This is a genomic window from Aminobacter sp. BA135, assembly GCF_050859125.1.
GTDB lineage: Bacteria > Pseudomonadota > Alphaproteobacteria > Rhizobiales > Rhizobiaceae > Aminobacter > Aminobacter ciceronei.
The window spans coordinates 451,985-478,068 of sequence record NZ_CP139573.1; the positions used below are offsets into that span (position 1 = coordinate 451,985).

The following is a 26,084-nucleotide window of genomic DNA, read 5'->3' on the forward strand; positions in this document are numbered from 1 at the left end:
ATGGCATTGAAGCCGCAAGGGGCAGCCCTCCCCGCCGGGGCGTCAACGTTGCTGCAAGCAGAACCAATGCGTTCGTCAATGTGCTCCGACCCCGTGCTCGATCAGCTCTGAAAGAACTCGATACGGAATGACCGGTAAGCGGCGCCATAGATCCGGCTGGCGGCTAACCCCAGCTCGCCAGTCTTGACCAACGCGGTGGCGAGAGAGCATTGGCCAACTGCGAGTGGCGAAATCGTGCGGCCACGTCAGCTAATGATGTCTAGCACATATGCGAGCCAACAGGTCCAAGCGTTTGCCGCACCTACTTAAATGGGTCGGCGGTCTCTTCGGAGGACAGATCAACAAACTAGATGCAAGTGGTCAGATTGGGCGAGCGAACAAAAACCTCACTCCTGCCTCGCCTCCTCAGTCGCCACCGCGGCCGGGCAGATAAGAAATGATCGACAGATACCTGATCGGCAAATGGGTCAGCTCTTCCGGACCATGCGGAGCGTCGGCGTCGAAGAACAGGCCCTCGCCTAGCGTCATGCGATAGAGATTGTTCCTGTAGCGGTAAACGACCTCGCCTTCCAGCATGCAGAGGAACTCCACTCCATATCGCCCCAATGCACAAGGTACGGCCGGAGGATCGCGTCTTCGTAGTCGCGCGGCGTGCCGGAAATTCGCGATTCGTCTAGGACCTCTTCGATCCGAAGCACATCACGAGCTCCGGCGGGCGACCCCAGACTGCTTCGCCCACGATTCGACCAATTTCTTGATTTCCCTTGACGGTCAAACAAACGCGTAGCTGTCCTGTTCAAACGAAGAAGCCCCCATCTTTCGGCAGTTGGGCAACATTCCGGGCTCGCTGGCGGTTGAATACTCTTCAACGCGCGGGCGGAAGAAGTTGCTCCACTTGCCAGTCTTCGGAATACATACCCGGCCCAACCAGGCCGAAGTGCCGGTGGCTGTTCGATGCCGGCAGTAAGTGAAGCGTTTGCAGATCGTCGGACGCCAGCAGGATTTCGCTTTGATCCGCTTTCAGTACTTTGGCCGGAATGCGATGGTCGTCGTTATCGATCCAAACACTATCCCCAATCGTTAGGGCGGGCGGCGGCGAACTCTTGTCCTGAGGCAAAGCATAAACGCTAAAGACGGTTCCTTCGCGAATCTCCCTGAACGCTCTAAATTCCCATCGCACCGCTAGGTCTCCCCTAAAACGAAATTGGGCTCTAGCTATATCAAATCCCGTTTCAGAAGAACAGGAATGTTGTTTGCCTTGGCGATCTGCATTGCGCATTCTCTGTCGTAAATAATCACGGTAGAACAAAGCAGATGGGCAGCCGGCAAGAAGACTGGCGACCGGCGCGACGGCGCACTCAACAGAGCTACGGCGCGCCGCGTGACAAGTCGAGCGCGGTTTTCAGGTGCATGAGTACTTGCGTGCTCATCATGGTTGCAATTCCAGGCAGCGTACGGAAGCAAGGGGGCACTTTGCGCTCTGCGCGCCCTTTGGCCCGCGAAGCAACCAGCAAACCAGAGATTTATATGGTTGCAAACAGCGCACACCGCAACCTGCTCAACACTATCACGCGAACCGAGTCCGCCTTTGTGATGCCTTTGATTGCAGGCTAGGCCGGATACATTGCAACAAACCATTCACACAGGCATGGAATCTGCTAGATCACTCATGCGGTGGATCCACAATACCAATCGAGGCGCTTTTGACACTCCCTCCCCATTCAGCTCGAACGAAGTTGCCGATCTTGTCGTTCTTGCGCAAACGCGTCGCCGGACAGCCCAACAGGCAAAGCGACTTGATTTTCGACATTGGCATGCATCGCGGCGTCGATACAAAACGATACCTTTCAATGGGCTATCGGGTTGTTGCCGTTGAAGCCAATCCTGTGTTGGCGCAACAATGCGCTACCGAGTTGTCTGATCATATCGCAAGCGGTCGCCTCACGATTGAGAATGTTGGCATTTACAAAAACCCTGGCAGCTTGCCATTCTATCGCAACCTAGCTTGCGACGAATGGAGTTCGTTTGTTCCCCACCTCGGTCAACGGCTCGGACAATTCGACACGATTACGGTCGACTGCATTACCGTGCACGACCTGCTCGCGCGGCACGGAATCCCATTCTTCATGAAGGTTGATGTTGAGGGAATCGATGAGATCGTCGCGGCTGACGTTGGCAAATGCGCGATCCGGCCCAGATACATATCGATCGAAGATGGTGGCTTCCAGAGCTTGTTAGCCTTGCAGAACGCCGGGGTCAGGCATTTCAAGTTTGTCAACCAACCGAAGGCGCAAGAGACTTTCGGCCGCTCGTCCTCAGGGCCATTTGGCGAAGAAATTGAAGGGCCCTGGCTCACAGCACATGAAGCGTTCGCGTTTTATTGCGCCAACGTTCGGCCACCGAATAGCGAGCCGATAGATGGTTGGTGGGATATCCACGGGGAGTATTGAATTGGCGCTTTGAACCACAGCTGCGCGCCAAAAGCGGCCAATTAGGCCCATTGAGCCTCCTCCACTCTTGTAACTTGGTACCTGCAATATGAAACCTCTCTCAGCTACCGGCGAGCGCTACATTCCTGAGTTTTTCTCCGGCGTAATCGCTCTTGAGCACCTTCACCGGTACAAGTTGGCGTTGGAACTTGCTGACGACAAAGATGTATTGGACATAGCGAGCGGCGAAGGCTACGGCAGCCACATGCTGATGGCACGTGCTCGCTCGGTTATCGGAGTTGATATAGATCCGGAGGCCGTTTCGCATGCACAGCTTAAGTATCGGCATGCCGGCCTTTCATTCGTGCAAGGCTCCGCGACCGAGATCCCGCTCGAGGACAACTCAATTGATATCGTTGTCTCATTTGAGACCATCGAGCACCTCGACGATCACGACAAGATGATCTCCGAACTACTTCGGGTACTCCGTCCAAACGGAACCCTCATAATATCGAGCCCAAACAAGGCTGTTTACTCAGACAAAACACATTACAAAAACCAGTTCCACAAGAAAGAACTTTATACCGACGAATTTATTGATTTGATCAGATCTAATTTTGCAAACATAGCACACTATAGCCAGAAAACGACCGCAGCTTCGGTCATCACATCGAACGCTCGCACTCCATTCCTTGTTTATACAGCTGACGCAACACACGCGGATCTTCCAGAAAGTCGGTACGACATTATTGTGGCGTCCAACGCCCAACTCACGCCCCTCGCCCACAGTGTCTACGAGATGCCTGACAGCCAGTTGCAGCCAGAGAGGTCGGAGCTCCTACTTGCCCAGGCAGCTTTGACCGAGGGCGAGCTACGCGCACAACAGAAGACCCTGCAGGATTCCTTTGACGCTCTCCGCCATGATCTTGCGAAAGCGCAAACCAATGGTGAGAATCTAAAACAACAACTCGAAGAAGCGAGTCAGGCGCGATCCATCATGAACCAACGATACCTGGACCTTCTTTCGTCTGCGAGGCAAATGGCCGACGACGCAAACTTGATGGCGCAGGACAAATGGTGGCTACGTTCCAAGTTCTTTCGGAACATCTCCAACTCAATCCGGAAACGGAAAGGGAAGGAAAAGAAGGCATGGCGCACGCACTTCAGCGTCCAGCAGCACGAAGACAACGATCCCCAGAACGCGGTGTCTTACTCGCCTCCTCCGACCACACCTATGCCGACAGTCCTTCCGTCAGTAAGTCAGAAATTTGACCCGCACATCACAGTGGTGGCAATGGCGCGCAACGAAACGCAGCGTGCACACGACGCAATGCGCCATTTCTGCGCGTTGTTTGATCGCGTAGTTGTAATCGATCATTTGTCAGATGACGACACGGCTGCAATTGTCGGCAGTTACAATGGCACCTCAGGCGCCAAAGTTACGGTTCTGAAAGGCGAAGACACCGGGTACTACCAATCTGAATATATGTCGGCAGCCGCTAACGCACTTGCACGAGAAGGCGTCAGCGATTGGGTTTTCTTCCTAGACTTCGACGAGTTCCTTCCGTTCAATTCTGCGCGTGAATTTCGGCAAGCCCTGGTGCCCCTAGCCAGTTGTGATGTCATCCACAGTCATTGGTACAATCTCGCGCTTCGCAATTTGGCAAACGGCTCAGTCAACGGGGCAGAAGTTGAAATCTCAGATACCGTCTCAAACTACGTCAAGATTGCTCTGAACCTGCGCCAGCTTGCCGGCGGCACCATAGCCATAGAGCAGGGCAACCACAGTGTATCAATTGGCAACCGCCGCTCCTACGTCGGCCAACGGGCATTTGGCTTATTCCATGTGCCTATTGTCTCGGAGGAGGCCTTTTGGCGCAAGATTGACCAAGGCGCCAAGGCTTACGAGTCGATCGCTCATCGAGACCAGTCTCAAGGAAGCCACTGGCGCGACCTGAACCTGAAGGCGAGCAAGTTGAGCTCTCAGCCCCCACTCCTGCGAGAAATCGCACTGCGTTACGGAGATCCTGTCGACGCAATTATTGAATCAGTGGAGGCCGGCAATAGCTCGAGGGGACGGTCGTTCAAACTCAAGTTTGCCCAGTCTGAGCGGGCAACGAAGACCTCAAGTGCAGCTACCCCCTCCTTCAATCTAGACTCGATTGATCGCATCATGGCGGAATGCTTTCCGCAGCCCGCCTCGCAGCGCCCGGACTTTGTCACGTCATTGAGCAAGTCAACTTTCTCACAGCTGCCCGAGCGAATAGATCGACTTGATGAAGCCGGGAAAGCGGCTCGCATCCAGCGTGTGATGCTTTCGGCCCCAACAGACCTTGAGGTAATCGTTCCGACAGCCTGGAGCGGGCACAAGCCGTTCCTGTTCACACTAATGGAAGCGACCAAGCCGCGACGCTACGTCGAACTCGGCACCCACAATGGCGCATCGTTCTTCGCTGCCTGTCAGCACTACAAATCCAATGGGAACTATGGCGAAGCCATTGCGATTGATCTGTGGGAGGGGGATCACCAAGCGGGATACTACGACGAATCCACATTCGAGAATTTCAAGTATCTCCTTTCGACGAACTTCCCAAACAGTGGAAAGTTCATCCGCTCATACTTCAGCGATGCGGTAAAAGCGTTTGATTCTGGCTCAATTGACCTTCTACACATCGACGGTCTTCATACTTACGATGCAGTGCAGGAAGACTACGAAACCTGGAGATCACGCGTTAGCGCGAACGGCATTATTCTGTTCCACGACACGAGCGAGTACCAAACTGATTTCGGCGTTTGGCAGCTGTTTGAAGAGGTGCGAGCTTCGGCCACAGCTTCTTTTAAGTTTAGCCATAGCCATGGATTGGGGATTATGGCGCTCGGTGATCCGAATACCAATCCTGCCATTGAACTCCTAAATTACTTCAACGAATCGCCGGAGATTGTTGAGAATTATTACTCAATATTGGGGCGCAACATGTTCCAAGCAGCTCGAATGAAATACCACGAGCCACAGTAACAGCCATGGCACCTCTTGCAGTTCATCCATCGCGACTCATCGATCTTGTTCATTACGCCCAAGAATCTGACACTACATTCGATGATCAGATTCAAGCCTATGAGCATTTTAAGACGAGCGGACAAGGAGCGGGGCTCAACCCCTCCCCCTTCTTCTACACGCGCTGGTACACATGGCAGAACCCTGACGCAACTCAGCATCCCAGCGCTCTGGATCATTTTCTCCACCGCGGCGCTTCAGCACCGCTCGATCCAGCCCCATTCATAGACAGCGTGGGAGCTCTAAGAGCGACCCCACAGACGTCTATTGTGGAAATGTACCTGGCTCTTGTTGAAGGCCGAAGCAAGTCGGTAAACCCAAGCCTTGCCACAAACCTCGCTCGCCTCCATGCAGCGCAGGATGCCGTTCACTCAGCGATCTCGGCGAAAATCTTGCGGAATGAGCCGACCGAGAAAAAGCGCCTTGTGTGGATTCAGGCCGGTACATCGTTCAAGCCGGCGAGATGGTTCAAGCCGCAGGGGGCTCGGCAGTGGGATCTATTGTGCAATTGGTACACTCTATCCTGTATTGACCTCAGGTTTGGAGAAATCCAGATCAGACAATCAGGAACAAAGTTTACCGGCATCAATCACGTCCTAAATCAGTATCCGGAAATCTTCGAACGGTACGATCAGATCCTGTTTCTGGACGATGATCTGATCATCGACCATGACGATGTAGACCCTGTATTTGATGCGGCCGCCACACACAATCTTGACATGTTTCAGCCAAGCGTCGCAACCGGCTCACAATGCGTCTGGCCGGACCTGTTCGAAAAACGGGACGGTGACGTGCGCCCCGTTTCCGGGTGCGAAGTGATGATGTTCGGCTTCTCCAAACGCGCCCTGCGGCTGTGCACTCCACTGTTCTCTCGGTCCGTAAGTGGCTTCGGTCTCGACTTGCGATGCAGCGAAGCAGTTCGTGCGAAAGGTTGGACGTGCGGAGTTGTGGACCGAGTCTCCGTCGATCATCTCGAAGTAATCGACGAAAAGAGCGGAACCTACTATGAGTTCATGCGAGCACTTGGCATCAATCAGAAATTTGAACTGTTTGAAGCCATTCGCGACCACAATAGATTGCCGACTTTCTGCGATCTACGCTCGGCCGACTGCCACAGTCGCGGACATTCGCCAGGGTTTTGATGTCGCCCCTCCGACGAATCGCTCATACCCCTGCCCTACAGGATGATTTCACGAATGGTTAGCTGTACCTTGTGCGGAGGCAGTTCTTTTGACGAAAGGGAGATACTGTGGCCCGAATTGATTGAAGAATGGGACCTGTTACCCCATGAGGTTCAGTACATTAATCGTCAACAGGGCATGTTGTGTGCTTGTGGGGCAAACCTACGAATTATTGCCCTTTCCAACGCAATCAGATCTGCACTCTCCACCGAAATGCTGATCCGAGACTTGGCCAAAGAACCTTGGGCGCGCGAATTACAGATATTAGATCTCAATGGCGCGAGCGCTCTTTCTGAAATGTTGGCTAAACTACCGGGCTACACTCGCGGGGACTACCCTCTTGTTGATATGCTGGATCTCCCCTTTCAGTCTGGCCGCTTCGACCTCGTGATCCACTCGGATACACTTGAGCACGTTTCTGACCCGATCGCCGGTCTGGGCGAGTGCCGGCGAGTTCTGACCGCTAGCGGCCGTCTCTGCTTCACTGTCCCTATTGTTGTTGGTCGGCTTACCCGGGACCGCAAGGGGTTGCCCAAGAGCTACCATGGCAACCCAGAAACGGGTGCAGACGACTACGCGGTGCACACGGAATTTGGCAGCGATGCCTGGACATATCCGCTGAAAGCAGGCTTCAGCGATGTGGCGCTAAATGCCGTGGATTTTCCCTCCGCAATAGCAATCACTGCATGGACAGCTATTCCTGCAGCAGTCACTCCGCAAGCCCGATAGGGGCGATCAACTCCCAGCATTTGCAATCACTGGAGATACCGCCGACACGGAAATTGCGCCCTTGTACCCTTGGAAGCTCCGACCCAATGTGTCAAATACGCCTACATGCAATCTGCCGAATACATACTTTCTGATGACGCTCCCGAGTACGTAAATTGGAGGCTCCGCGTAGGAAGCTTCGTTTCTCCGGATCTCAAATACGTATACATGGACACGCCAAAGTGCGCGTGCACGGCAACCAAGATGCATCTGTGGGAGTTCGAGGGATTGCCTAAGCGGGCGCCGTGGCCAGCAACCGTCCATGAGCGCATCGAGGGTGATGGCCGCATTTCTCTACTGGACCTACCCAAGAAGGATGCGATTTTCGCACTGACTTCCCCATCCGTCGTGCGATTCTATGTCTACCGAAAGCCGGAACATCGCATTGCCTCAGCCTACATGAACAAGATTGCTGATCTAGATTTGGATGCTTACGCAAACCCGCGCTTCGCAATTCAACAAAAATATGATCTAGGACACCCGTCCGAAATAACGCTAGACCAGTTTGCCGAGTTTTCGTGCGATACCGACGACAACTTTAGAGACGCGCATTGGCAGTCTCAGAACACGCTGCTCTTGGCAAATCTGATAGATTACAATCATGCTATCGACATGGAGGATTACGCGGATGGTATGGAAGAGGTATTTTATCAGATAGGCGACATACAGCGGCGAAACTTCCGTGAAGTGATAAATAAGACCGGGAGCAAAAATCACCTGATTTCGGCTCCAATCCTGAGCAAGATCCGCGAGGCCTATGCCCAAGACTATCTACTGGCACCGGAACCCTCTCGCTGGCCAGGTTTTTGGCGCCTGCGACGGCACTTTGTATCGTCAATCCGACGTCTAGCCTCCTATGGCGGCGGTCGGCCGGTCAGCCATGTGTAGGCGCTAAGCAGCCACCCAGCCGCGCCTACAATAGCAATCCCCACCTTGAGCAAATAGAGTCCAGCGGTGCCAGCGCCTTGGGCTTGTGTGCGCAGGCTGAAAACATCGTCAGTCACTGCCTGCATGTTCGCCTGGCTATGCTTGACTACGATCAGGTCGGCTTCGACATGGGTGAGCCGGTTGCTGAACTCGTCGAGGCGACGATGAACCGCCGCCCGGCTTTCATCGGCCATCTTCATCCGGTCGAGAATAGCCTTAAGGTCACCCTCCATCCGGCCCAGCGCTCTATCTATGCTCTGCTCGCTCACAACCGGCTTTCCTTTCCGTGGCGAGCGCATTCGCTTTTGGTCCACACGCCGGCGGCACAGAAGCCCGCCACGGTCTCGTCGATGCCGGCCTGGTCTGCCGGCTCTCTACCCCGCGCGCCGATCAGCGACGTGCCGGCAACAGCCCGCAGGCCGTCAACGGTCACAGGTGCCTCGCTCGAAGTCGAACACCCCGCCAGCATCAGCACAACGGCGAAACTCAGCACGCCAGTTCTCGGCAGCCCTGCCCGCATTGTCGTTCTCCTTGGTGATCTCGGCGGCGAACCGCACCTGTTCGGTCGAGCGGCCATAGCGAAAGGCCGCGGTGTGGCTCCAACCCAGCGCCGCGATGACAGCCACAGCAGCGACGGCAAGCAGATAGGCCCTCAATCCTCCCAACTCCGCCTTGAGCCCTTTGACGGCCTTGAACAGGTCGACGCGGCGCTTGATCGCTTAGGCCGCAAACGCAGCGATGATCACGACGATTGCCAGCTGCACACGCCAGTCCTGGAACACCACCAGCAGCGGCACGATCACGGTGGTGATGATCCATTGCCAGACGGTCTTGCTCTTCATCGGATGCTGCTCGAGTTCGCCGGGATCCGCGACCACAGGCTTTTCGACAACGACAGGCTCGACGATCACAGGCTCGGCGGCGCTTTCGGCCGACGCCGGCGATACATTTCCAGCCTTCTTCATCCGATCAAGCAGCGCCTCGACCGTCTCGGGCTTCACCAGCGACTTGTTCAGCCCATCGCCGGCATAGAACGACTGGCCACGCTTCAGCTTGCGCTTGGCGCCCTTGGTCGGCCCCAGCACCGGGAACGATGCCCACTCCTGCGCAAGGGCCCGGCCGAACGCCGTACGCGACAGCTTTCCAGACATGAAACGCTGATAGCCTCGGCGCTTGAGCAGATGGAACGCCATCCGATCCTGCAAATTCGACGAGAATATCTCTCCACCCGAAAGGCCGAGTTCACCGCTCAGGTCCTCCAGCGTTCCGGGCAAGTCCAGCGTGTTCCGCATGAACTGTAGCGCGCCGGCCGCTGACGATCCGAACCGCTTTGTCCAACTCGGCTGGGCCCGGATCACCTCGTCCAGCGTCATCTGCGTTAGCGGCTTGGCCAGCTTCGCCTGGCGAGCGCCTGCTGGTCTCGGTCTCATATATGAAGTCGAACAGCAGCGCCGCTCCAGGTGGAACGTTCTTGTCCATATGATGCTCCAATGTGGGATTGCCAAAGGCGCGTGTGAGCGGCTAACTCACCACCCCAATCAGGATGGTGAGAGTTACTGTGATTGACAGGGCAAAACTGATCGAAAGTCTGGATGCAATCGAAGGCTGGCTAAGTCCACTAGCGGCGGATTTGACCATCAGGATCCTGCAGCATCAGGAGGCAGCCAAACTTGAGGGGGCTATTGTCGAGATTGGTGTCCACAAGGCTCGATATCTCGCCCTGCTGCATACGTTGGCAGGCCATCGTTCTACGGTCGTTGGCATTGACGCACTCTTGAACAGTGACGCCAACCCATTGACCGAACCCCACCGCACCAACGCAATGTCGCTGATGCGAGCCAACGTGGAGAGCATTTCGGGGAACGCGGACAATCTGTCGCTTATCGGCGCCAACACCCTGGGACTGACCCAACTGGACATTCGCGAAGCGTGTGGCGATCAGTCGATACGCTACGCGCATATCGACGGCGGCCATGACTGCGAGACGGTGCTCAACGACCTAACGATTCTCGTCAAGCAAAAGCAGGTGACGGCGTTCTGCATCTGATGCGGTGACGCTGTCAAACTCGGACGGCAGCATATCCGCAATGGCGTGATCACCTACCGCGCATCAAAAAACGATGTCGAAGTGGTGATCCCTTCCCTCCCGCCTTTGGCCGCCAGCATTGCGGCAACCGAGACTGGCGACCTTGCACTCCTCGTCACTGCCCATGGCCGACCTTTGGTGAAAGGATCATTCGGCACATGGTTCGATGAGCAGTGCAAAGACGCAGGCGTCCCTGGCCGGGCACATGGGCTGCGAACGACTGGCGCGACGTTCGCAGCCGAGTACGGCGCCACGAATTCCAGCTCTCGGCGATATATGGTTGGAAGAGTTCCAAGATGGCCGGAACCTACGTCTGGGAAGGCCAAAAAAGCCATGCGTGCGAAACAAGCAGCGAACGTTCTATTCCCGCACCAGGAATTCTGTGCGGGGAAGCCGTGAAAAGCGCAATGAAATCAGCGGCTGATGACTGGCGATCCCGACAGGATTCGAACCTGTGACCTCTGCCTTCGGGGGGCAGAGCCAGACATAGGCTGCCCACCGTTATAAATGACAGCTGGGTTGAGAAAATGGTCGCAGTGTGGGCGCGGAGCAATGCCTAAATAGGAACCCGCTCCGGGCTTTACGTGCTCTTCGGTTCTGAGTTTCGAGCCAGCCGTACGCCTAGGCCGCCACCATTTGCCGGAATGAACTCGATGCCAGCGGTCTCGAAAGCAGCACGTCGTAGACGATCGACAGTCGCTTCCTTGAGTACCTCTCCTCGTTCAAAGCGAACGATCGTCTGGGTGGACACTGCCGCTTCTCGCGCCAAATCCAACACACCCCACTCCAGCGCGGCCCTAGCCATGCGGCACTGCGCTGGGTTCATAAAATCACCATATTATGATGATTCTTGTTGCCCATACCCCACAAGATGTACCTTTGTTTGCATTAACGGCCAGACACAGTGTTCCAGCACCGCATCTGGCCTAACCACAACCTAGCTGTTGGAGCTCGGATCATGACTGATTCCGACCATAGCATGAGTTTTCGGCGCGTCACGCGGCGGCTGGCGCTTGGCGGGTTGTTTGTCGTCAGCGGCGGGTGGACTTTTGGCGGGGATGCGCAGGCCGGGCGACAGCGGCGACAGACATTGTGTCGGCTCCAGCACCAGAGCCAGCGGTGGCGGTGTGGCGCGATTGGAATGCTGCATATGCGCAAGCAATGTGGCGCTGTGACCGGCTGCAGGAACTCGAGGCTGCGCTTGCCGAGCGAGTGGATGAGCTGTGGACGGTTGTGAGGGTCCCTGGCGGCGAGGAGACCATCGTTTGCTCGAAGATGGCGCTGGACCGGATTATCGGCGAGCGGACCGACATGGCGGAGATCCGCGCCACGGCCGAAGCTGAACTCGACGCGAGACAAGCACATTTCGAGGTGGTTGCGACGGAGATCGGCTATTTCGAGGGACTGAGGGCTGAGCAGGCAGGCTTTGCAAGGGTCGCGGCGCTGCTGGACGCTCTTTCTCGGACACCCGCCGTCTCGCTTGCAGGCGTTGTGGGTAAGCTCGATGCGGTGTTGCGCAACGGCGCGGAGTGGGAAGATCGTTCGGCCTTTCCCTGGCCACAAATTCGCTCGGCGCGCGAGGACCTGACCCGGATCGGGCGCCAGCTGACACCGAATGCGTTTTCCCCGGGCGGTAGACGGTGAGGCTTGCCTCTCCCTGCCCTACCGGACAATTCGCCGGGTGCCTTCATTGCATGTGGCTTCACGGCGGAGCCGGTCAAGGTCAAGGCGGGTTGGCGCCAAAGCCTTGACCGGCGTTTCCGCCATCGCGACAGTCGGCATCCTCGTCTGCTTGGAGAGGGCGCCGAATGCAGGTCATCGCGCTCCACGTTGCTACGACCGACGTTCCAGGGCCGCGTTGGACTGACCTGTTTTACATCGCTGTGGTGTTTGGAGCGGCAGCGGGATCTTCTGGCTCGCCGGCTACTGACCGTATGCCGCCGGACAGATGCACACCGCCGAGACAGTTCCTGGCCTAGGGATTTCCTTTGATGAGGAAGTCGTTCAATCTGCCCGTAGCAGACGGGACGGAGAGGGTTAGATGAAGTCGCTGATACTGATTGGTGGCGTGTTCCTGTTCTTCAACGGAATGTTCACGCGAACCTACAGCTTTGACAACGAAAGCCCGGCTAGGACACTGCTACCAGATGGATGACATCGGCCTCTATGGCTGCTTCGGTAGTCCGATGATGCCGACGCTGATCGCTTGGGGTGCAACCCTGATCGGGGCCGGCCTGATTGCGTGGTCGGTATTTCGCGGCAGGCAAGTCTGCCTGACTACTGCGATTGAGGTCACAAGCTTTTTTGATGAAATGTCGTTCGCGCAGGTGGGGCGGTCAGATGCGAACGCTTGGACGGAGTGCCTCTCCCGGTTGTCCCCGAGCCCCCCTTGGGCACCTGCAGCTTTCGCTTACGGCGAGCCGAGCAGCAGCAGCGCAGTTGACCTGCCCTGAGCGACGTTCCGAACATGCCAGACGAGCGCGCGCGCAAGCCGCGTAGAACTTGCTACGGTCCATCAGGAAACACTCCGAAAAGGGTTGAACATGACCTTGATCATGTGCCGGCGGCCACCGACCGCGGCCAAATGCCAGCCCAGCCAGATCTTGACGAAGCGGTTGCCCGGCAGCATCTGATCGCGACGATAGGAGAAATACTGGCGGCCATTAGCGGCCTGCATCACCACAAGGCGTGAGACAGTGCGACCTCGATCAAAGTCGACAACGCCATTGTCTGACACGATCTGCACGCCGGCAGCGTCGAAGCCGAGAATGTAGGCGTCAAAACCGTAGCCAGGGTTGCGCCATAGCCACTAATACGCGACCTTGAAGCGCTCGAGCACAGTCACTGGCTTCGGCACCGGCCCTCGGCCGATGCTGTCCCAGTATATCGACACACCTGAGAAGGCCGCCCGTCTTGAGGCCAAGTTAGCCGCCGAAAGGAGCGAGCTATAGCTTCAGGCGCGTGCGCAGGAGCGCCGCGGCCTTCCGAACTGGACCGCCCCGCGATCTCGTCGCGGAGAGCTTCATGAGCGAGCGAACGCGAGCAAGGGGGCGTAGTCGCCCGCATCGGCGGCCTTGAGCGCCGCGATATACGCTTTTCGGGTTGCAGACGGATCGACGAGATTGATCTGGCCCCAGGTGAAGCGCGGCTGGCCAAGTTCGATCGCGAGCAGATCGCCGATCATGCGCGAGAAGCGGCCGTTCCCGTTGGGATAGGGGTGGATGGCAACGACCCGATGGCTGAAGCGGACGGCGATCTCATCTGGCGGAAACGTGGAGTGTTCGATCCAGTTTTTCGCGTCGTCGATCGTCTGATAATATTCGACCGGGATGCGATAGGCGTCGATGCCGATGTTGCGCGCCGTCGTGCGATACGTGCCCGCCCACTTCCAGACATCACCATACATCTGTTTGTGCAGCTCGTTCAAAAAGCCCTGGTCCAGCACCTTCCGCTTTCGCCGCCCGACCCAGCGCACGGCGTCCGCGATGTTGGCGAGTTCCGCTTCGTTCAGTTCGTCGCGCGTCGTGATGTAGGATGGAATGAGCTGTTCGCGCTCCTCGGCTTCGAGCGGCGTATTCCCGTCATCGTCACCCTCGAAAAGCGGATCGCTCATTCCTTGTCCCACAGCTTGCGCGAGAAATGCGCGAGATAGTCAGCGACGATGCGGCGCTTTTGCCCCTCAAGGTCTTCGGCGTTCACGGCCTGATTTTCGAGGCGCATCGTATGATTGAGATGCACCAGTTCGTTCCTCACTTTGCGCTCGGCCTGATCGAAGAGAATGTCGTCGAGGGGCTTGGTCGGAACAAAGGCATAGACGAGCTGACAGTCGAGCGCTTGGGCCGTCTCGCGCAAGGTCTTGAGGGTGATCGCGCCCGTGGCCTCTGCTTTTTCGATAGCGGGCACACGGGATGGAGACACGCCCATACGCACCGCGAGCTGGCGCGTCGTCATGCCCAGAGACTCCCGAATCGCTCTCGTCCAACCGCGCGAAGGCGTCAGAATGCGCTCGGCTCGCAGGGGAGTAAGCCGCTTGTCGAGGTTCTTTCTGGCGAGTTTAGCTTGTTTTTCGCTCATATATATGTGTCCATTTCTGGCTTTTCCTAACATATATATGTGAGCAAAACCATTCACAACGATCATCTATATATGGGCAGATTTCTAGATTCCGCTCATATTAACATGAGCAGCATGCGGGCGGGGCTGGAGTAGAAGCCTTCCCCTAGCGGCCGAGCCAAGACCCCGCAACGCCCCCCGGCTGCGATCCGCCCCGTCCGTGCAAGGGTTCGCGACGTCGTGCTCTGATCCCCGGAAACTGGATCGTTCAGGATTGGAGTTTTCCGCTGTAGTTTCCCGGTTGGGAGAGGAGCGGAGAGCGATGAAGGCATCGAAGTTTTCGGACGCACAGAAGGCGTTCATTCTGAAGCAGGGAGCGGACGGCATTCCGGTGGCGGAGATTTGCCGCCGGGCGGGGATCAGCCAGGCAACCTACTTCAACTGGAAAAAGAAATATGACGGGCTGCTGCCGACGGAGATGAAGCGACTGAAGCAGCTTGAGGATGAGAACGGCAATCCGCTTCTCTGTCATGAGGCTCTTCATCTGCCTCAGGTTCTAGATCCGCGTCACCATCCAATTCGTCCAAGACCTCGATCAGGTGCTCTATTGTCGCCTCAACACGACGCCGGAAGAATTCGCTCATAGGACGCTCCATTCGACGATGAAGTGCCCATCCAACTCTTTCACGGCGCGCCATAGGTGACGATTGTGAATACCTCGTGCTGGACTCCAGCCCGCGAATGCGCCGCCTGACTTGCACATTTCGTCCAGGTCTCTCCGTGACATGTTTAAGGCTGCAGCGCGCTGGAAGATGGCGTCCATTACCAAATGCCCTGTGCTCGCCGGCGGTCGGCGACCATAACGAATATTGGCGTACTGCATACGGTTGCTGACCTGGTTGAGCGTCAGCCCGAGTTCCTTGGCGATCTGTTCGCGAGGAACATTCTCCCGGACGCGTTTTCGAAGCAGCGCATCTTCCGTCGTCGTCCAGAAGTGTATTTGCTTTCTGAGATTACATTTGCTGGCGAAGCTCGCAATCGCATGCTGCGACCGGTGTGGGAGCCGCTTTTTGATTTCATCCATGTTTGGCCAGTGAGAGACGACGACCTCGTGCTCTTTCAAAGTCCAGTCTGAATGTCGACGCACCACCCGGTGATGTCGAACAGGTGGCCTCGGCCGCGATCCCTACGACCCGCGCGACAACATCCTCGCAGGCACGGCCTATCTGCGCGAGATGTTCGACCGCTACGGCAATGTCGGCGCGATGCTTGCGGCCTACAATGCCGGCCCCGGCCGCTACGACGAGCACCGCGCGACGGGCCGCCCGCTTCCAGCCGCAGCTTGGAGCACCATGGTTCGAGCTGGCGGGCCTGCCGGTCTATTATCCGCCCCCCTTCTTCTGGTGGTGGTTTTCCTTCGACGCCTACGCGCCCCCGATCTTCGTCGAGGGGGGCATCATCGCGGTATCGAGCGGCTTCCTCGCCATCGCCGCCGCCATCTTCATGTCGATCATCCGGGCGCGGGAAGCGCGCAACGTCGCCACATACGGATCGGCGCGATGGGCCGAGGACAGGGAAATCCGCAGCGCCGGCTTGCTCGGCCCCGATGGCGTCGTGCTCGGCCGATACGAACGGGAGTATCTTCGCCATGACGGTCCCGAGCATGTCTTATGCTTCGCCCCGACGCGCAGCGGCAAAGGTGTCGGGCTGGTGGTGCCGACGCTGCTGACATGGCCGGCATCCGCTACCGCCCACGGATGAAATCGTGATGGTGGCGGGCACGCCGCCGATCCGCGCGACCAAGGCCCGGTATTTCGAGGACGCGCGGTTTCAGGAACGCATCCTGATCCCGCCCGATCTGGTCGCCGCTCCGCTGGCGCCCAGCCCATCCGCCGATGACTGGTCCGGCCGCGTGGTCGCGGCGGAAAGCCATTCCGCGCCGGCCGCAGCAGACGGGGCCGAGGGCGATCCGGCCAATGCCGGCATCCGCCGCGAGCCGGAATTGCCAAGCCAAGAGGAAATCGTCGCCCCGCCGCCATCGCCCGAACAGGAGTTCGAGTTTCTGGACGACGAGCCGGACGTTGACGCGGCCAGCCCGCGACACAGGATCGCCACGGGGCGTTTCTCAACGGCCCGGTGGACCGGCAGACAGTTGCACCGGATCGCGTAACGCCGCCGGCATCGCCTTACATCCTTCAGGCTGGGGCCGTGATCCCGGCCGCGCTCATCACCGGCATCCGTTCCGATCTGCCCGGCTAGATCACAGCGCAAGTGACCGAGAACGTCTATGACAGCCCGACCGGCTCGCTGCTGCTGATCCCGCAGGGCACCCGCATCATCGGCCAATACGATGACGGCGTGACCTTCGGCCAGCGCAGGGTGCTCTTGGTGTGGAACCGCCTGATCCTGCCGGGCGGCCGCTCCATCATTCTGGAGCGCCTGCCGGGCGCGGACGCCAGCGGCTATGCCGGCCTTGAGGATGGCGTCGATTATCATTGGTGGGATCTGATGACGGCCGCAGGGCTGTCCACCCTGCTCGCAGTCGGAACCGAGCTGGCGACCAGCGACGAGGACCGGCTGATCCGAGCCATCCGAGATGGGGCGCAGGATACGGTCAATCAAGCCGGCCAGCAGATCGTCCAGCGCCAGTTGCAGGTCGCGCCGACGCTCACCATCCGGCCGGGCTTCCCGGTCAGGATCATCGTCACCCGCGACCTTGTGTTCGAGCCGGCAGGAGGTTGACCATGACCAAGCTGAAACTTGGCCCAATCGTCGAGGACATGCGCGTGGCACTTTATGCCCGCTACTCTTCCGACCAGCAGTGGGCAGCCTCGATCGAGGACCAGTTCCGGCTCTGCCGCGAACATGCAGCGCGCGAAGACTGGGAGATCGCCGGCACCTACGAGGATGCCGGCATTTCCGGTGCAAGCCAGATCCTGCGGCCCGGCATCCAGAAGCTGGTCCGCGACGCTCAATGCGGGCTGTTCCAGCTGGTGCTGGCCGAGGCCCTTGACCGCATTTCCCGCGACCAGGCCGACATCGCAACACTCTACAAACATTTGAAGTTCGCCGGCGTGCCGATCGTCACCCTCGCAGAGGGCGCGATCTCCGAACTGCATGTCGGCCTCAAGGGCACGATGAATGCCCTGTTCCTCGGGGATCTCGCCATGAAGACCCGGCGCGGATTGCGCGGCCGCGTGGAACTCGGCAAGTCCGGCGGCGGGCTGTGTTACGGCTATCGTGTCGTGAGGCACCTTGGCGAGCGCGGCGAACAGATCAAGGGCGATAGCGAGGTCGACAATGATCAGGCCGATGTCGTCCGCCGCATCTTCCGGGAGTTTGCCACAGGCATCAGTCCACGCGCGATCGCCAAGAACCTCAACGACCAGGGTATTTCAGGACCTGCCGGCAAGCTGTGGAACGACACCACGATCCGCGGTCATGTCGGGCGCGGCACGGGCATCATCAACAACGAGCTCTATGTCGGTCGATTGGTGTGGAACCGTCAGCGTTATGTGAAGGATCCCGCAATCGGCAAGCGCGTCTCGCGCCTGAATCCGGAAAGCGAATGGATTGTCACCGACGTACCGGAATTGCGCATCGTGGGCGACGAACTCTGGCAAGCGGTCAAGGCGCGCCAGAGCGAGATCACCGACAAGTCCGTCAATCTGACCACGGCTGTCCGCGCGCACCACATGCGCAACCGGCTGAGCAGCGCCCGCCGGCCGAAGTCACTGCTGTCGGGACTTGTGTTTTGCGGCTGCTGCGAGGGGCCCTATTCCTTGCGCAGCGTCGACCGCTTCGCCTGCTCCAACCACACTAGCAATGGCTCATGTCCGAACAAGCGCACCATTGTGCGGGGCGAACTGGAGCAGCGGGTGCTCGCCGGCCTGAAGAACAGGATGATGGCGCCGGAAGCAGCCGCGGTTGCGATGCGGGCCTATGCCGAGGAGACGAACCGTCTCAACCGCGAACGCCGCGCCAATGCCGATGGCTGGAACGCAGAACTGGTGAAGGTCGAGAAGCAGATCCGCAGCATCATCGAGGCCATCAAGGCCGGCATGTTTCAGGTGAGCATGAAGGCCGAGATGGACGCGCTCGAGCTGCGCAAGGCCGATCTTATGAACCAGCTTGCCGCCGCCCCCCAAGGACAAGCCGGACCTGCTGCCCAGCATATCTTCACTCTATGCGCGCAAGGTCGCGCATCTGACCGAGGCGCTCAACCATCCAGACGACCGACCGCAGGCGGCAACCGCGCTGCGATCGTTGATCGAGAAGATCGTTCTGACACCTGGCGCCAAGCGCGGCGAGATCGAAGCTACGCTGTATGGAGAACTGGGCACGATCCTGAACTGGACCGAGCGGCAGGCTGTTGGTTCTGCAAACAAAAACACTCCCGGAGCAGAGCTCACGGGAGTGTCGTTATCAATGGTTGCGGGGACACGCAACTACCGATTCCGACATATGCTTCAGATCGCAATTTGAAAGTAATGGCTTCGGCAAACATCCATAGGAGACTGGCGGGCGGAATTCAAAGAAGAGGATGTTCTTGTGTACTTACAAGCGAGCGGACGATTATGTTCCATTCATACTTTCGAGACCTGCGCTAACTTTCGATGTGCAGGCAAAGGCGTACCTCATATTGGGAGCCACACCTTTTGTCTTGCTTCACGATGCGGCCAGAGTCACCGGCACCGTCTTGCTCAAAAACTGAGGGCTGACCTCATTGATACGCCCACACATCTCCCGAACGGCATCTTTAACCGAGGCAGGGGCATCGCGCAGTTGCCTCACCATTTCGGCCTGCGCTGGGCCGCTGTTCAGCACCCGCATAAAGACGATCGACGCCCAGCGCGGCGCCGATAATACGAGGTGAGGGAAAACAGAAAGTAGCGCGCGAACGTAGGCATTGTCATCACACGATTCAGCGGCGTGGATAAGCGAGAACATACCATCATCGTATTCCGCCTTATCTGACAGAAGCGACAACAAATCGCCCGGCAAGTCCTCATTGCCGTCCGCCATAAGCTCGCTTACGGCAACGTCAATCACGGTAGGGCGTGCGCCTCCTGCTTCGATCTCGCGACGTAAATCCGCGAGGTGATATTCATACGCTTCGCTCATCGCTTTCACTTCACAAACATGGTGGGATGATTGGCCTTGTTCATCTGTATCAGGTCTTGCAGGCTAGACCGGATTTGGGGTGTGTAAAGCCCATCTGCACGATAAATCTGGCGCGCATCCCACACGCCAGTAGCCAAGGCGTCACGTGCCTTCATATCGATATCGGCCTTCGTCCCATAGGTGAAAGTGGCCCGATGACGACCGCCCACACCTGGGAATGGCTGCTCCATATTGATTGCGATGCCGTCGCCCTTCGACACCTTTTCAAGCGCCATTCGGTTCGCTGACGGAATGTGGTGCGGGGTGATGTTATCGCCCTTGATGCCCGCTGCAATCAGGTCATCATAGGTTCCAACAATACCTTCGCCGGGAAGCAGTTTAGGCCCGTTGGAGAGAGGAACACTCCGCCCGGCGGCTAGAGCGCCTTCTGCAAATTTCGCGCCCTTAGATACAACCTTTCCTGCCGGCACTATGCCAAGTATAAGACTACCGCCAGCTATTGCTGCCTTTTTGTAGTCTTTTTCCCTGAAACCAACAATAAGATCTTTGGCGTCTCCAAATGGCGTGACTGCCATGAAAAAATTTGTGGCGTTGTCCTTAGTGTCACTAGATGCAATCTTAATTGCTTCTTCTGTTTTTTTGAGCTCCTTGCCTAGATAACTCTTGTAGATTCCCTCTGTAGAAATGTGCCCATTGGGATCACTTCTGTTGACGGGGTCATTAGCGGAGTATGCGTATCGGTTCGTGCCGACACCAGGCAGTGTCGGGTCCCAGTCATCGGGCGAGATGAATCGGCCGAGGATGGGGTCCATGTAGCGGGCGTTGAGATAAAGCAGGCCGGTCTCAGGATCGTGGCGCTCACCGATATAGCCCTTCTGGGTCTGGAAGCCAGAGGCTAGGCGTTCGCCATAGGCGGCGTAGCCTGTGGCTTCGACAGTAGCGCCGCTAGCATCGGTGACCAGCCGCACCGAGGCGAGATGGTCGCGGTGGAGGTATTGTTTTGCCTGGCCGGTGACCTTCACATCGGGATGCGGGTAACGGGTGTAGACCTCGGCGCCTTGTGTTGCCGGGTCGATCTCGACGCCGGCATCCGGATAAAGCGTTGTGGCAAAGGCCGACTGCTTTTTGGCTCTGGCGCCATCGGGTCCATAGAGTAGGTTGACGGTGTTGGAGGCGAGCGTCACCTGCTTCAGCCGGTTGGCCTCGTCCCAGACCAGAGCACGGCTGCCATCGGCCACCATGTTGCCATTGGCATCATAGCTGAGCGGCATCGCACCAACTGTCAGCGGCGTATGTGGCCTGGGTGCGGCGGGCGCGGGATAGACATAGGTGCCCGCCACCCGGCTGCGCGAGAGCATGTTGTCGTTGGCGGCATAAACAAAGGTCTCGTCGAGGCTGTTGTCGCCGAGATTGTCGGCGCTCAGCAGCCGGTCGAGGCTGTCATAGCTATAGCTCCAGCTCTCTGCCGGCGTCAGACCTGCGATCGCGGTGATGCGGCCAAGGGCATCGCGCGTGTACTGATTGTCCATCAATACCGTCGCACCCTTCGACGTCGTCACCCTATTGAGCCAGCGCCGGGTCGGCGAATAGGTGAAGGCTGTCTTGACGCCGTTGGCGTAAGTGATCTCCTTGGTCTGACCATCGGCCTCGCGCAGCGTTGAGACGATCGTTTCAGGGATCGCCGTCAGCGCATTGGCGGCACTGTATTGCCAGCGATTGGTCGAGCTGCCGATATCGAGCGGTCCGGGTAGATACTGAATCCACACCGTCTGGCCCGAGGCATCGCGCCCAGCGACAGTCGTGTGGTCAACCCGTCGATAGTTGTCGCCTGGCTCGCCACCTTGCCAAAGCCGTCATAGCCGAAGACATGGCTGGCAGAAGCGTTCTGCGACCGGGTCAGCTGGCCGATGTTGTAGAGGCCGGCTGCTGCCTCGTCATAGGTGTTTTGGGCAAGCGTGACCGCACTGTTGCCAGGCGCGGTTGCCTGCTTCGAAAGCAGCCGGCCGAGCTGGTCGTAGCTCATGGTGGTGACGACCCCACGCGCATCGGTCTGGCTGATCAGCCGGCCAGCACCATCATAGTCATAACTCCAGGCCCCGAGATCGGGATCGGAGGCTGTGAGCCTGCGCCCAAGCAAGTCGTAGGTGTACGCCCAGCTCGAACCGGAATGATCCAGGACCATGATCAGCCTACCAAACGCATCGTAGCCGCGGGTCTCGCGCACAGCCTGGCCAGCTTCATCACGGATGACCAGAATGGGGTCGCCGCGTGTCGAAGCAAAGCGCGCCGTCTGGCGACCGAGTTCGTCGGTCTCCGTTGCAGCATACAGCCGCGGATTGATCGTCCCCACCGTGCCATTGCGCAGGGTGTGCACTATGGTGCGTTGGCTACTGTCGGGGTTGACCACCTTCACCAGCCGGTCAGCCCAGTCATAGCTGGTTACTGTCCACAAGGCCGTCTCATTGGCAAAGTGCGGCAGGCTGGCGCGCGAGACATTGCCACGGGCGTCGAACTCGGTGTCGACGATGCGCAGGGGCCAGCCGATGTCTCACCTGGTGACTCCACCCGCCAGATCCGGCCAAGGCCGTCATAATAGGAGCGGGTGAACTGCTCGCCGGCGCCATTTGGCAGCGGTGACGATATCACAGGGCCTGGGTCAGCGGATTGCCTTCATTCTCGAAGCGGGTCTTGCCGTAACTGCCGGTCAAGGCAACCGCCATGTTGTAAGGCCGCAGCAGAACGCGTCATAGGTGTGAGGACTGGACGATGCCGTGGGGTCGGTTCGCGTCGCCGGCTGGCCGCATACCACATCGTAGCTAGCGGTCGAGACAAAACGTGTGTCCGCTGCCTGGCCGCCAGTGGCAAAATACTTCGGTGCGCGCTCGGTTACCGGATAGAGATGGTAGGTCGCATCATAGTCCCATTCGGTGCGATGACCCGCACCGTCGACTGCGGCGATCTTGTTGCCGTAGCTGTCGTAGCTGAAGTATTCGTTCACCGAGGTTTGGAGCGCGGCGTCAGCAAAGGCGTGTACCCAGGTCAGGTTGCCCTTGGTGGGCGGCACATTGTTGTCGGTGTGGTTGCCATCATAGAAGCTGTGGCCGTATTTGATCGCAGGCAAGCTCGTGTCAAAGCCGGCCCATGCCTTTTCAAGTCGCGGCAGTGATACGATGTAGGCTGAGGTATTGGGGACGAAGAGGCGCATTGTCCAGGTTTCGTCGCCTGTTACATCGGTACGACCGTGATCCTTAATGTTGGTGACGTTGTTGTAGGCGTCGAACATCCGCTCGATCTTCAGGCTGAGCGCGATGTTCTCGGTCAACGTCGTGTCGGTGGCGGTGTTCTGGACCCAATAAGGCCTGGTCGTCGCATTGGCCGCATAGGTCTCGGTCGTGCTGCGGCGTGCAACACCGGCACCATCTTTCTCCACTCGCGAAGCGACCAGGCCATAACTTGCCAGGTCCTGCCTATAGGTCGTCTCGACCACCGGCCGGCCGGTCTCACCTGCTGCGGCAGGCTTCGCCTCCACTACCGTGCGGAAGCCGAGGAACCGCCGTGCCTTGGGATCGTATTTGCCACCGGCATAGGCATAGTCGGTGACTGCTGCTGGCCCACCACGGCCATCGCTCACCGAAAGCTTGGTCACCGCATGCATCAGGCTGGGCAGGAAGTCGTTGGCCCAACGGCTCGACGGCGTGTATTCCGCCGAAACAACAGCGCCAGTCCCTGTCGTCACCGAACGTAAAAGGTTCGGGTTGCCGGGCCCGGGAGTCGACAGAACAATGTTTGACCCAGTACGAAAATCCGGAATGCCGTCACCGTTGAAATCTCCCATGCTCAACTGTGATTGCCTGTTTAAAGCCGGGAAATGTACTCCAGCGTGGCCTGTTGCCTTGAACTGAAGTGCAAAGACCTTGATAGCGCCCGTTTCGCTTGTCAGGTCTCCATTGCTATTGAATTGAAGGGAAACAATCTCGCTCCGTCCATCGTTGTCAAAGTCCGCAAAGCCAACGGTGCCGCCGTAAGGCTCTGGATAGTACAGGGTTGGGAAGGCCATGGAGAGCTTCTTGAATGCACGGCCCGTCGACAGGCATACAGTCGCGCTCATGCCCATAGCGACGCTCACTAAGTCGGTTGCGCCATCACCGTTGATGTCGACCGGGGAACCGCTGCAGCCATTCTTCTCCACATAGGTTCGCGACCACCATCCAGACGAGTCTCGGTCAGCCCGCCAGAGATTGCCTCCGTCCCAAAAAACTCCGCGCTGTCTGCCATTGCCGAGCAGATCGAATGTGCCGGCGAGCGCAGAACCAATGGCATAGTAGCTGCCATTGGGTTGAACTGTCCTGTGCAGCTGATCGATACCGTCACCATCCATGTCCGCGACGAAACTCGGACGCTTGTTTGGATCAGGCGCGTTAACGCCGCCGACGGGGAAGTTCGCACACACCTGCGCATACTCTTGAGCACAATCGCCGGCACTCAATGCCAGTGTGGGGCTGGTTTTGGCCACCATTGCAAAGGCGCTGTAGTATTGTGTCCCCTGCGAGGTCTCTTGGCTTTTTATGCGCATTGGAATTAAATCGGACGTAATCTTGTTGGCGAGCAAGCGTCCGACCTTGACCTGATAGCCGTCGTCTTGACCGCTTCCCAGACTCAGTTTGCTGCGAGCTTTGAACTGTCCGTCCGGATTGAACGTGATGCTCGAGACATGGGTTCTGTATTCGGTCCAGCTGTCGTTGTCGCCTCGCCTGGGATGATGCAGGCGAGCCTCGCTGACACCATAGAGCTCGTCCCTACCATCGGCATCGAGGTCGCCAATCTGCCTGGGAATTGCTGGACTGTCGAGCGAACCGGATGGGCTAGAGGTCCCAAGTGTGATTGTGCTGGTAGCCCCATAGTTGGCTGCTGCATCCTGATAGTTCATCATCTGGACGAGCTTCTGGGTGCCGCCTGAGATGGCACCGTCTGCTACGACGGTGGCATTGCGGCCGTAGCGGTCGACACGGGCAAGGCGCGAGGTGTTCGACATCGGCGCCTGGTTGTAGCTCAGCTTATAGGCATCACGCAGGACGCCACCGACCTTGATCGAGATTGTCCGGATGCGCTGGGTCGTTTGCGAGATGTCATGGCCATTGGCCATCAGGATGTAATCGGGCCGAACCTCGCGATGGAAACGGATCTCGGTGCCGTTGTAGCTCACCACCTCGGGATAACAGACCGGGCTGTCGGAGCAGCTGTAGCTGTAGGTGACACTGTTGCCATTGGTGTCGGTGACCGCAGTCAGCAGCCAGCGGTAGTTCTGGCCAAGATCATAGGCAGGAGTGCCGACAGCCGGAGTTGTGCCCGACACAGCCGCCACCGAGCGGAAGATCGAAACTGTGCCGTCACGATCGGACACCTTCCATTCATTGGTCGTGCCATTGAACGCGATGCGGCGGTAGGATTCGTTCTCCGTCGTGTGGGTTCCGCCTGTGGCGCAGGAAGGCGAGACGACGCCTGCAGCACATGGCACCAGCTCCATGCCGTTGAACAGGAAGACATCGGATGCATCGAAGGCGGGGACGCCATAACCGACGCTGGCACGTTCTATGACATCAAAGCCCTCTAGGCCCCACGCATAGCCGAGCCAGCCCTGATAGGTTGCGCCTGTCTTTGTCTTGCGCGAAGAATCGTAAGTCAGCGTCAGCGATGGCTCGAGGCCACGGAAACCTGGCACGTCAAGCAGAATGGAGCTCGTCAGATTGCCAGTACCCGAGACGTTGGGCACAGATGCTCTGGCCGAGCTTTGAATGGTTTCGGTGGGCGTGGCCGTGGCGCTGGCAGCAGCCATGGCCGCTGCCTCGGGCTCGCCGTCAAGCGGCTTCGCCGTGCCAGCCTTGTCTTCCCCCTCGCCATCAGCAGGCCTGCCCTGCTCTTTGTCAGTCCCGGCAAGATCTGGCTTTTCGCTGCCCGGGTTTTCCGCCGCCGCACCTTCGGCTGCCGTATCTGTGCCAGTGCCAGATTCAACACCACCTGCCTTCGGCGCGACATCCTTGGCGGCACTTGAGCCAAAGCCAGCGCCGCCATTGCCAAACCCACTAGGCACCGCATTAGGATTGGCAAGATCAGGCGAGCTAGAGGAGGTGTCTTGCGCCTGTGCCGCGAGACCAGTCAACCCCATAATATAAGACGTGACTGAAATATCCGCGCCAAGCACGCCCGCGGCAAAAAATGCCGCGCCGACAATACTACGCCCCATGGTCCCGCTCCCAGAAAGTAATGTAGCGCTTGGTCTTGCGCATGAAATGCTTCGTTCGCGAATCGCGCCAACAAGATATCCACAGGTATTTTTGGAAAAGCGTCTGTGATCCCGACTGCTGTGTGGCAGCGCTCCTAATGGTTTCTCGACTATTTCTGTGTTGTTGAACAGCTTGGCCGCGCCACCAAAACGGGCCGCGGTCACGTGGCTGACATGGCTA

The 26,084-nt window shown here is 58.1% G+C and carries 22 protein-coding genes, 1 tRNA gene and 7 pseudogenes; 14 read left to right on the forward strand and 16 right to left on the reverse strand.

The features are described from left to right. Positions 1–405: 405 nt before the first annotated feature. Together SLT36_RS30040 and SLT36_RS30045 are read right to left on the reverse strand one after the other, a co-directional pair. Positions 406–594, reverse strand: a pseudogene (locus SLT36_RS30040) (helix-turn-helix domain-containing protein); the annotation flags it as partial. A 271-nt stretch (positions 595–865) separates the two neighbouring features. Then, entirely contained in the window at positions 866–1,279 is a 414-nt protein-coding gene (locus tag SLT36_RS30045; protein WP_432288737.1) for a hypothetical protein, read from the reverse strand. A gap of 517 nt (positions 1,280–1,796) precedes the next feature. On the opposite strand from SLT36_RS30045, the gene SLT36_RS30050 reads away from it, so the two are divergent. The 5 genes from SLT36_RS30050 to SLT36_RS30070 all read left to right on the forward strand — a co-directional run bounded on the left by SLT36_RS30050 (position 1,797) and on the right by SLT36_RS30070 (position 8,321). After that, complete coding sequence (locus tag SLT36_RS30050) at positions 1,797–2,450, forward strand: FkbM family methyltransferase (RefSeq protein WP_432288739.1); 654 nt, start codon at positions 1,797–1,799, stop codon at positions 2,448–2,450. Between the two features lie 88 nt (positions 2,451–2,538). Then, positions 2,539–5,445 (forward strand): methyltransferase domain-containing protein, encoded by a 2,907-nt coding sequence (locus tag SLT36_RS30055; RefSeq protein ID WP_432288741.1) that lies wholly within the window; start codon positions 2,539–2,541, stop codon positions 5,443–5,445. 5 nt (positions 5,446–5,450) lie between these two features. Beyond that, positions 5,451–6,626 carry a hypothetical protein gene (locus SLT36_RS30060; RefSeq protein WP_432288742.1) on the forward strand — a complete coding sequence of 392 codons (1,176 nt, stop codon included), beginning with the start codon at positions 5,451–5,453 and terminating at the stop codon, positions 6,624–6,626. Between the two features lie 54 nt (positions 6,627–6,680). Beyond that, positions 6,681–7,394 carry a class I SAM-dependent methyltransferase gene (locus SLT36_RS30065; protein WP_432288743.1) on the forward strand — a complete coding sequence of 238 codons (714 nt, stop codon included), beginning with the start codon at positions 6,681–6,683 and terminating at the stop codon, positions 7,392–7,394. A 105-nt stretch (positions 7,395–7,499) separates the two neighbouring features. Continuing rightward, positions 7,500–8,321, forward strand: a complete 822-nt coding sequence (locus tag SLT36_RS30070) for a sulfotransferase family 2 domain-containing protein (RefSeq protein ID WP_432288745.1) — start codon at positions 7,500–7,502, stop codon at positions 8,319–8,321. Here SLT36_RS30070 and SLT36_RS30075 read toward each other — a convergent pair. The 4 genes from SLT36_RS30075 to SLT36_RS30090 form a co-directional block, all read right to left on the reverse strand. Next, a complete protein-coding gene (locus SLT36_RS30075) occupies positions 8,288–8,629 on the reverse strand; it encodes a DUF1515 family protein (RefSeq protein ID WP_432288747.1) in 342 nt (113 codons plus the stop codon). The genes SLT36_RS30070 and SLT36_RS30075 overlap by 34 nt on opposite strands. Next, positions 8,626–8,880 carry a hypothetical protein gene (locus SLT36_RS30080; RefSeq protein WP_432288749.1) on the reverse strand — a complete coding sequence of 85 codons (255 nt, stop codon included), beginning with the start codon at positions 8,878–8,880 and terminating at the stop codon, positions 8,626–8,628. Before SLT36_RS30080 ends, SLT36_RS30075 begins: the two co-directional genes overlap by 4 nt. Beyond that, positions 8,783–9,016, reverse strand: coding sequence for a hypothetical protein (locus SLT36_RS30085; protein WP_432288751.1), 234 nt, complete (start codon positions 9,014–9,016; stop codon positions 8,783–8,785). Before SLT36_RS30085 ends, SLT36_RS30080 begins: the two co-directional genes overlap by 98 nt. A 63-nt stretch (positions 9,017–9,079) precedes the next feature. After that, the gene (locus tag SLT36_RS30090) at positions 9,080–9,652 is read right to left on the reverse strand and encodes a hypothetical protein (protein WP_432288752.1); all 573 of its coding nucleotides are present in this window, start codon (positions 9,650–9,652) and stop codon (positions 9,080–9,082) included. Between the two features lie 266 nt (positions 9,653–9,918). Between SLT36_RS30090 and SLT36_RS30095 the strand changes: the two genes are divergently transcribed. After that, positions 9,919–10,407, forward strand: coding sequence for a hypothetical protein (locus SLT36_RS30095; protein ID WP_432288754.1), 489 nt, complete (start codon positions 9,919–9,921; stop codon positions 10,405–10,407). Positions 10,408–10,874: 467 nt separating this feature from the next. Here SLT36_RS30095 and SLT36_RS30100 read toward each other — a convergent pair. Beyond that, positions 10,875–10,939: transfer RNA gene (locus tag SLT36_RS30100), tRNA-Arg, on the reverse strand. A gap of 87 nt (positions 10,940–11,026) precedes the next feature. After that, complete coding sequence (locus SLT36_RS30105) at positions 11,027–11,251, reverse strand: transcriptional regulator (protein WP_432289219.1); 225 nt, start codon at positions 11,249–11,251, stop codon at positions 11,027–11,029. Positions 11,252–11,565: 314 nt separating this feature from the next. On the opposite strand from SLT36_RS30105, the gene SLT36_RS30110 reads away from it, so the two are divergent. Next, complete coding sequence (locus SLT36_RS30110) at positions 11,566–12,090, forward strand: hypothetical protein (protein ID WP_432288755.1); 525 nt, start codon at positions 11,566–11,568, stop codon at positions 12,088–12,090. 503 nt (positions 12,091–12,593) lie between these two features. Beyond that, entirely contained in the window at positions 12,594–12,899 is a 306-nt protein-coding gene (locus SLT36_RS30115) for a hypothetical protein (protein WP_432288756.1), read from the forward strand. 62 nt (positions 12,900–12,961) lie between these two features. On the opposite strand, the pseudogene SLT36_RS30120 reads toward SLT36_RS30115, so the two are convergent. The 3 genes and pseudogenes from SLT36_RS30120 to SLT36_RS30130 form a co-directional block, all read right to left on the reverse strand. Beyond that, a pseudogene (locus SLT36_RS30120) lies at positions 12,962–13,243 on the reverse strand (DUF7338 family protein); the annotation flags it as partial. A gap of 225 nt (positions 13,244–13,468) precedes the next feature. Beyond that, on the reverse strand, positions 13,469–14,059 hold the full coding sequence (locus SLT36_RS30125) for a mobile mystery protein B (RefSeq protein WP_432288758.1): 591 nt from the start codon (positions 14,057–14,059) through the stop codon (positions 13,469–13,471). Beyond that, positions 14,056–14,520 carry a mobile mystery protein A gene (locus tag SLT36_RS30130; RefSeq protein ID WP_432288760.1) on the reverse strand — a complete coding sequence of 155 codons (465 nt, stop codon included), beginning with the start codon at positions 14,518–14,520 and terminating at the stop codon, positions 14,056–14,058. The genes SLT36_RS30125 and SLT36_RS30130 overlap by 4 nt, the downstream gene beginning before the upstream one ends. A 301-nt stretch (positions 14,521–14,821) precedes the next feature. On the opposite strand from SLT36_RS30130, the pseudogene SLT36_RS30135 reads away from it, so the two are divergent. Next, positions 14,822–15,010, forward strand: a pseudogene (locus SLT36_RS30135) (transposase); the annotation flags it as partial. A 129-nt stretch (positions 15,011–15,139) separates the two neighbouring features. On the opposite strand, the gene SLT36_RS30140 reads toward SLT36_RS30135, so the two are convergent. After that, on the reverse strand, positions 15,140–15,583 hold the full coding sequence (locus SLT36_RS30140) for a hypothetical protein (RefSeq protein WP_432288762.1): 444 nt from the start codon (positions 15,581–15,583) through the stop codon (positions 15,140–15,142). Positions 15,584–15,668: 85 nt separating this feature from the next. Here SLT36_RS30140 and SLT36_RS30145 point away from each other — a divergent pair. From SLT36_RS30145 to SLT36_RS30165, 5 genes and pseudogenes are all read left to right on the forward strand, one after another. Beyond that, a pseudogene (locus SLT36_RS30145) lies at positions 15,669–15,836 on the forward strand (lytic transglycosylase domain-containing protein); the annotation flags it as partial. After that, positions 15,781–16,254: pseudogene (locus SLT36_RS30150) on the forward strand (type IV secretory system conjugative DNA transfer family protein); the annotation flags it as partial. The pseudogenes SLT36_RS30145 and SLT36_RS30150, both read left to right, overlap by 56 nt. 13 nt (positions 16,255–16,267) lie before the next feature. Next, positions 16,268–16,669 carry a hypothetical protein gene (locus tag SLT36_RS30155; RefSeq protein ID WP_432288763.1) on the forward strand — a complete coding sequence of 134 codons (402 nt, stop codon included), beginning with the start codon at positions 16,268–16,270 and terminating at the stop codon, positions 16,667–16,669. Further along, positions 16,588–17,241, forward strand: a pseudogene (locus tag SLT36_RS30160) (TrbI/VirB10 family protein); the annotation flags it as partial. The gene SLT36_RS30155 and the pseudogene SLT36_RS30160, both read left to right, overlap by 82 nt. A 38-nt stretch (positions 17,242–17,279) precedes the next feature. Then, positions 17,280–18,984 (forward strand): annotated as a pseudogene (locus tag SLT36_RS30165) (recombinase family protein). Positions 18,985–19,167: 183 nt separating this feature from the next. Here the strand turns inward: SLT36_RS30165 and SLT36_RS30170 are convergent. The 4 genes from SLT36_RS30170 to SLT36_RS30185 form a co-directional block, all read right to left on the reverse strand. Continuing rightward, positions 19,168–19,623: an Imm30 family immunity protein gene (locus SLT36_RS30170; RefSeq protein ID WP_432288765.1), complete on the reverse strand. Its 456-nt coding sequence runs from the start codon at positions 19,621–19,623 to the stop codon at positions 19,168–19,170. A 5-nt stretch (positions 19,624–19,628) separates the two neighbouring features. Continuing rightward, a complete protein-coding gene (locus SLT36_RS30175; RefSeq protein ID WP_432288767.1) occupies positions 19,629–21,389 on the reverse strand; it encodes an RHS repeat domain-containing protein in 1,761 nt (586 codons plus the stop codon). Further along, a complete protein-coding gene (locus SLT36_RS30180) occupies positions 21,308–22,036 on the reverse strand; it encodes a hypothetical protein (protein WP_432288768.1) in 729 nt (242 codons plus the stop codon). The genes SLT36_RS30175 and SLT36_RS30180 overlap by 82 nt, the downstream gene beginning before the upstream one ends. 291 nt (positions 22,037–22,327) lie before the next feature. Beyond that, entirely contained in the window at positions 22,328–25,864 is a 3,537-nt protein-coding gene (locus SLT36_RS30185; RefSeq protein ID WP_432288770.1) for a toxin TcdB middle/N-terminal domain-containing protein, read from the reverse strand. Positions 25,865–26,084 lie beyond the last annotated feature (220 nt).

What these genes read in the sequence shown, in the direction of transcription:
- SLT36_RS30140 (WP_432288762.1), bottom strand. Translation starts at nt 15,583, where the DNA reads ATGGATGAAATCAAAAAGCGGCTCCCACACCGGTCGCAGCATGCGATT.
- SLT36_RS30070 (WP_432288745.1), top strand. Translation starts at nt 7,500, where the DNA reads ATGCAATCTGCCGAATACATACTTTCTGATGACGCTCCCGAGTACGTA.
- SLT36_RS30090 (WP_432288752.1), bottom strand. Translation starts at nt 9,652, where the DNA reads ATGCGGAACACGCTGGACTTGCCCGGAACGCTGGAGGACCTGAGCGGT.
- SLT36_RS30170 (WP_432288765.1), bottom strand. Translation starts at nt 19,623, where the DNA reads ATGAGCGAAGCGTATGAATATCACCTCGCGGATTTACGTCGCGAGATC.
- SLT36_RS30060 (WP_432288742.1), top strand. Translation starts at nt 5,451, where the DNA reads ATGGCACCTCTTGCAGTTCATCCATCGCGACTCATCGATCTTGTTCAT.
- SLT36_RS30055 (WP_432288741.1), top strand. Translation starts at nt 2,539, where the DNA reads ATGAAACCTCTCTCAGCTACCGGCGAGCGCTACATTCCTGAGTTTTTC.
- SLT36_RS30185 (WP_432288770.1), bottom strand. Translation starts at nt 25,864, where the DNA reads ATGGGGCGTAGTATTGTCGGCGCGGCATTTTTTGCCGCGGGCGTGCTT.
- SLT36_RS30105 (WP_432289219.1), bottom strand. Translation starts at nt 11,251, where the DNA reads ATGGCTAGGGCCGCGCTGGAGTGGGGTGTGTTGGATTTGGCGCGAGAA.
- SLT36_RS30130 (WP_432288760.1), bottom strand. Translation starts at nt 14,520, where the DNA reads ATGAGCGAAAAACAAGCTAAACTCGCCAGAAAGAACCTCGACAAGCGG.
- SLT36_RS30115 (WP_432288756.1), top strand. Translation starts at nt 12,594, where the DNA reads ATGGATGACATCGGCCTCTATGGCTGCTTCGGTAGTCCGATGATGCCG.
- SLT36_RS30125 (WP_432288758.1), bottom strand. Translation starts at nt 14,059, where the DNA reads ATGAGCGATCCGCTTTTCGAGGGTGACGATGACGGGAATACGCCGCTC.
- SLT36_RS30045 (WP_432288737.1), bottom strand. Translation starts at nt 1,279, where the DNA reads ATGCGCAATGCAGATCGCCAAGGCAAACAACATTCCTGTTCTTCTGAA.
- SLT36_RS30080 (WP_432288749.1), bottom strand. Translation starts at nt 8,880, where the DNA reads ATGCGGGCAGGGCTGCCGAGAACTGGCGTGCTGAGTTTCGCCGTTGTG.
- SLT36_RS30155 (WP_432288763.1), top strand. Translation starts at nt 16,268, where the DNA reads ATGGTGGCGGGCACGCCGCCGATCCGCGCGACCAAGGCCCGGTATTTC.
- SLT36_RS30065 (WP_432288743.1), top strand. Translation starts at nt 6,681, where the DNA reads ATGGTTAGCTGTACCTTGTGCGGAGGCAGTTCTTTTGACGAAAGGGAG.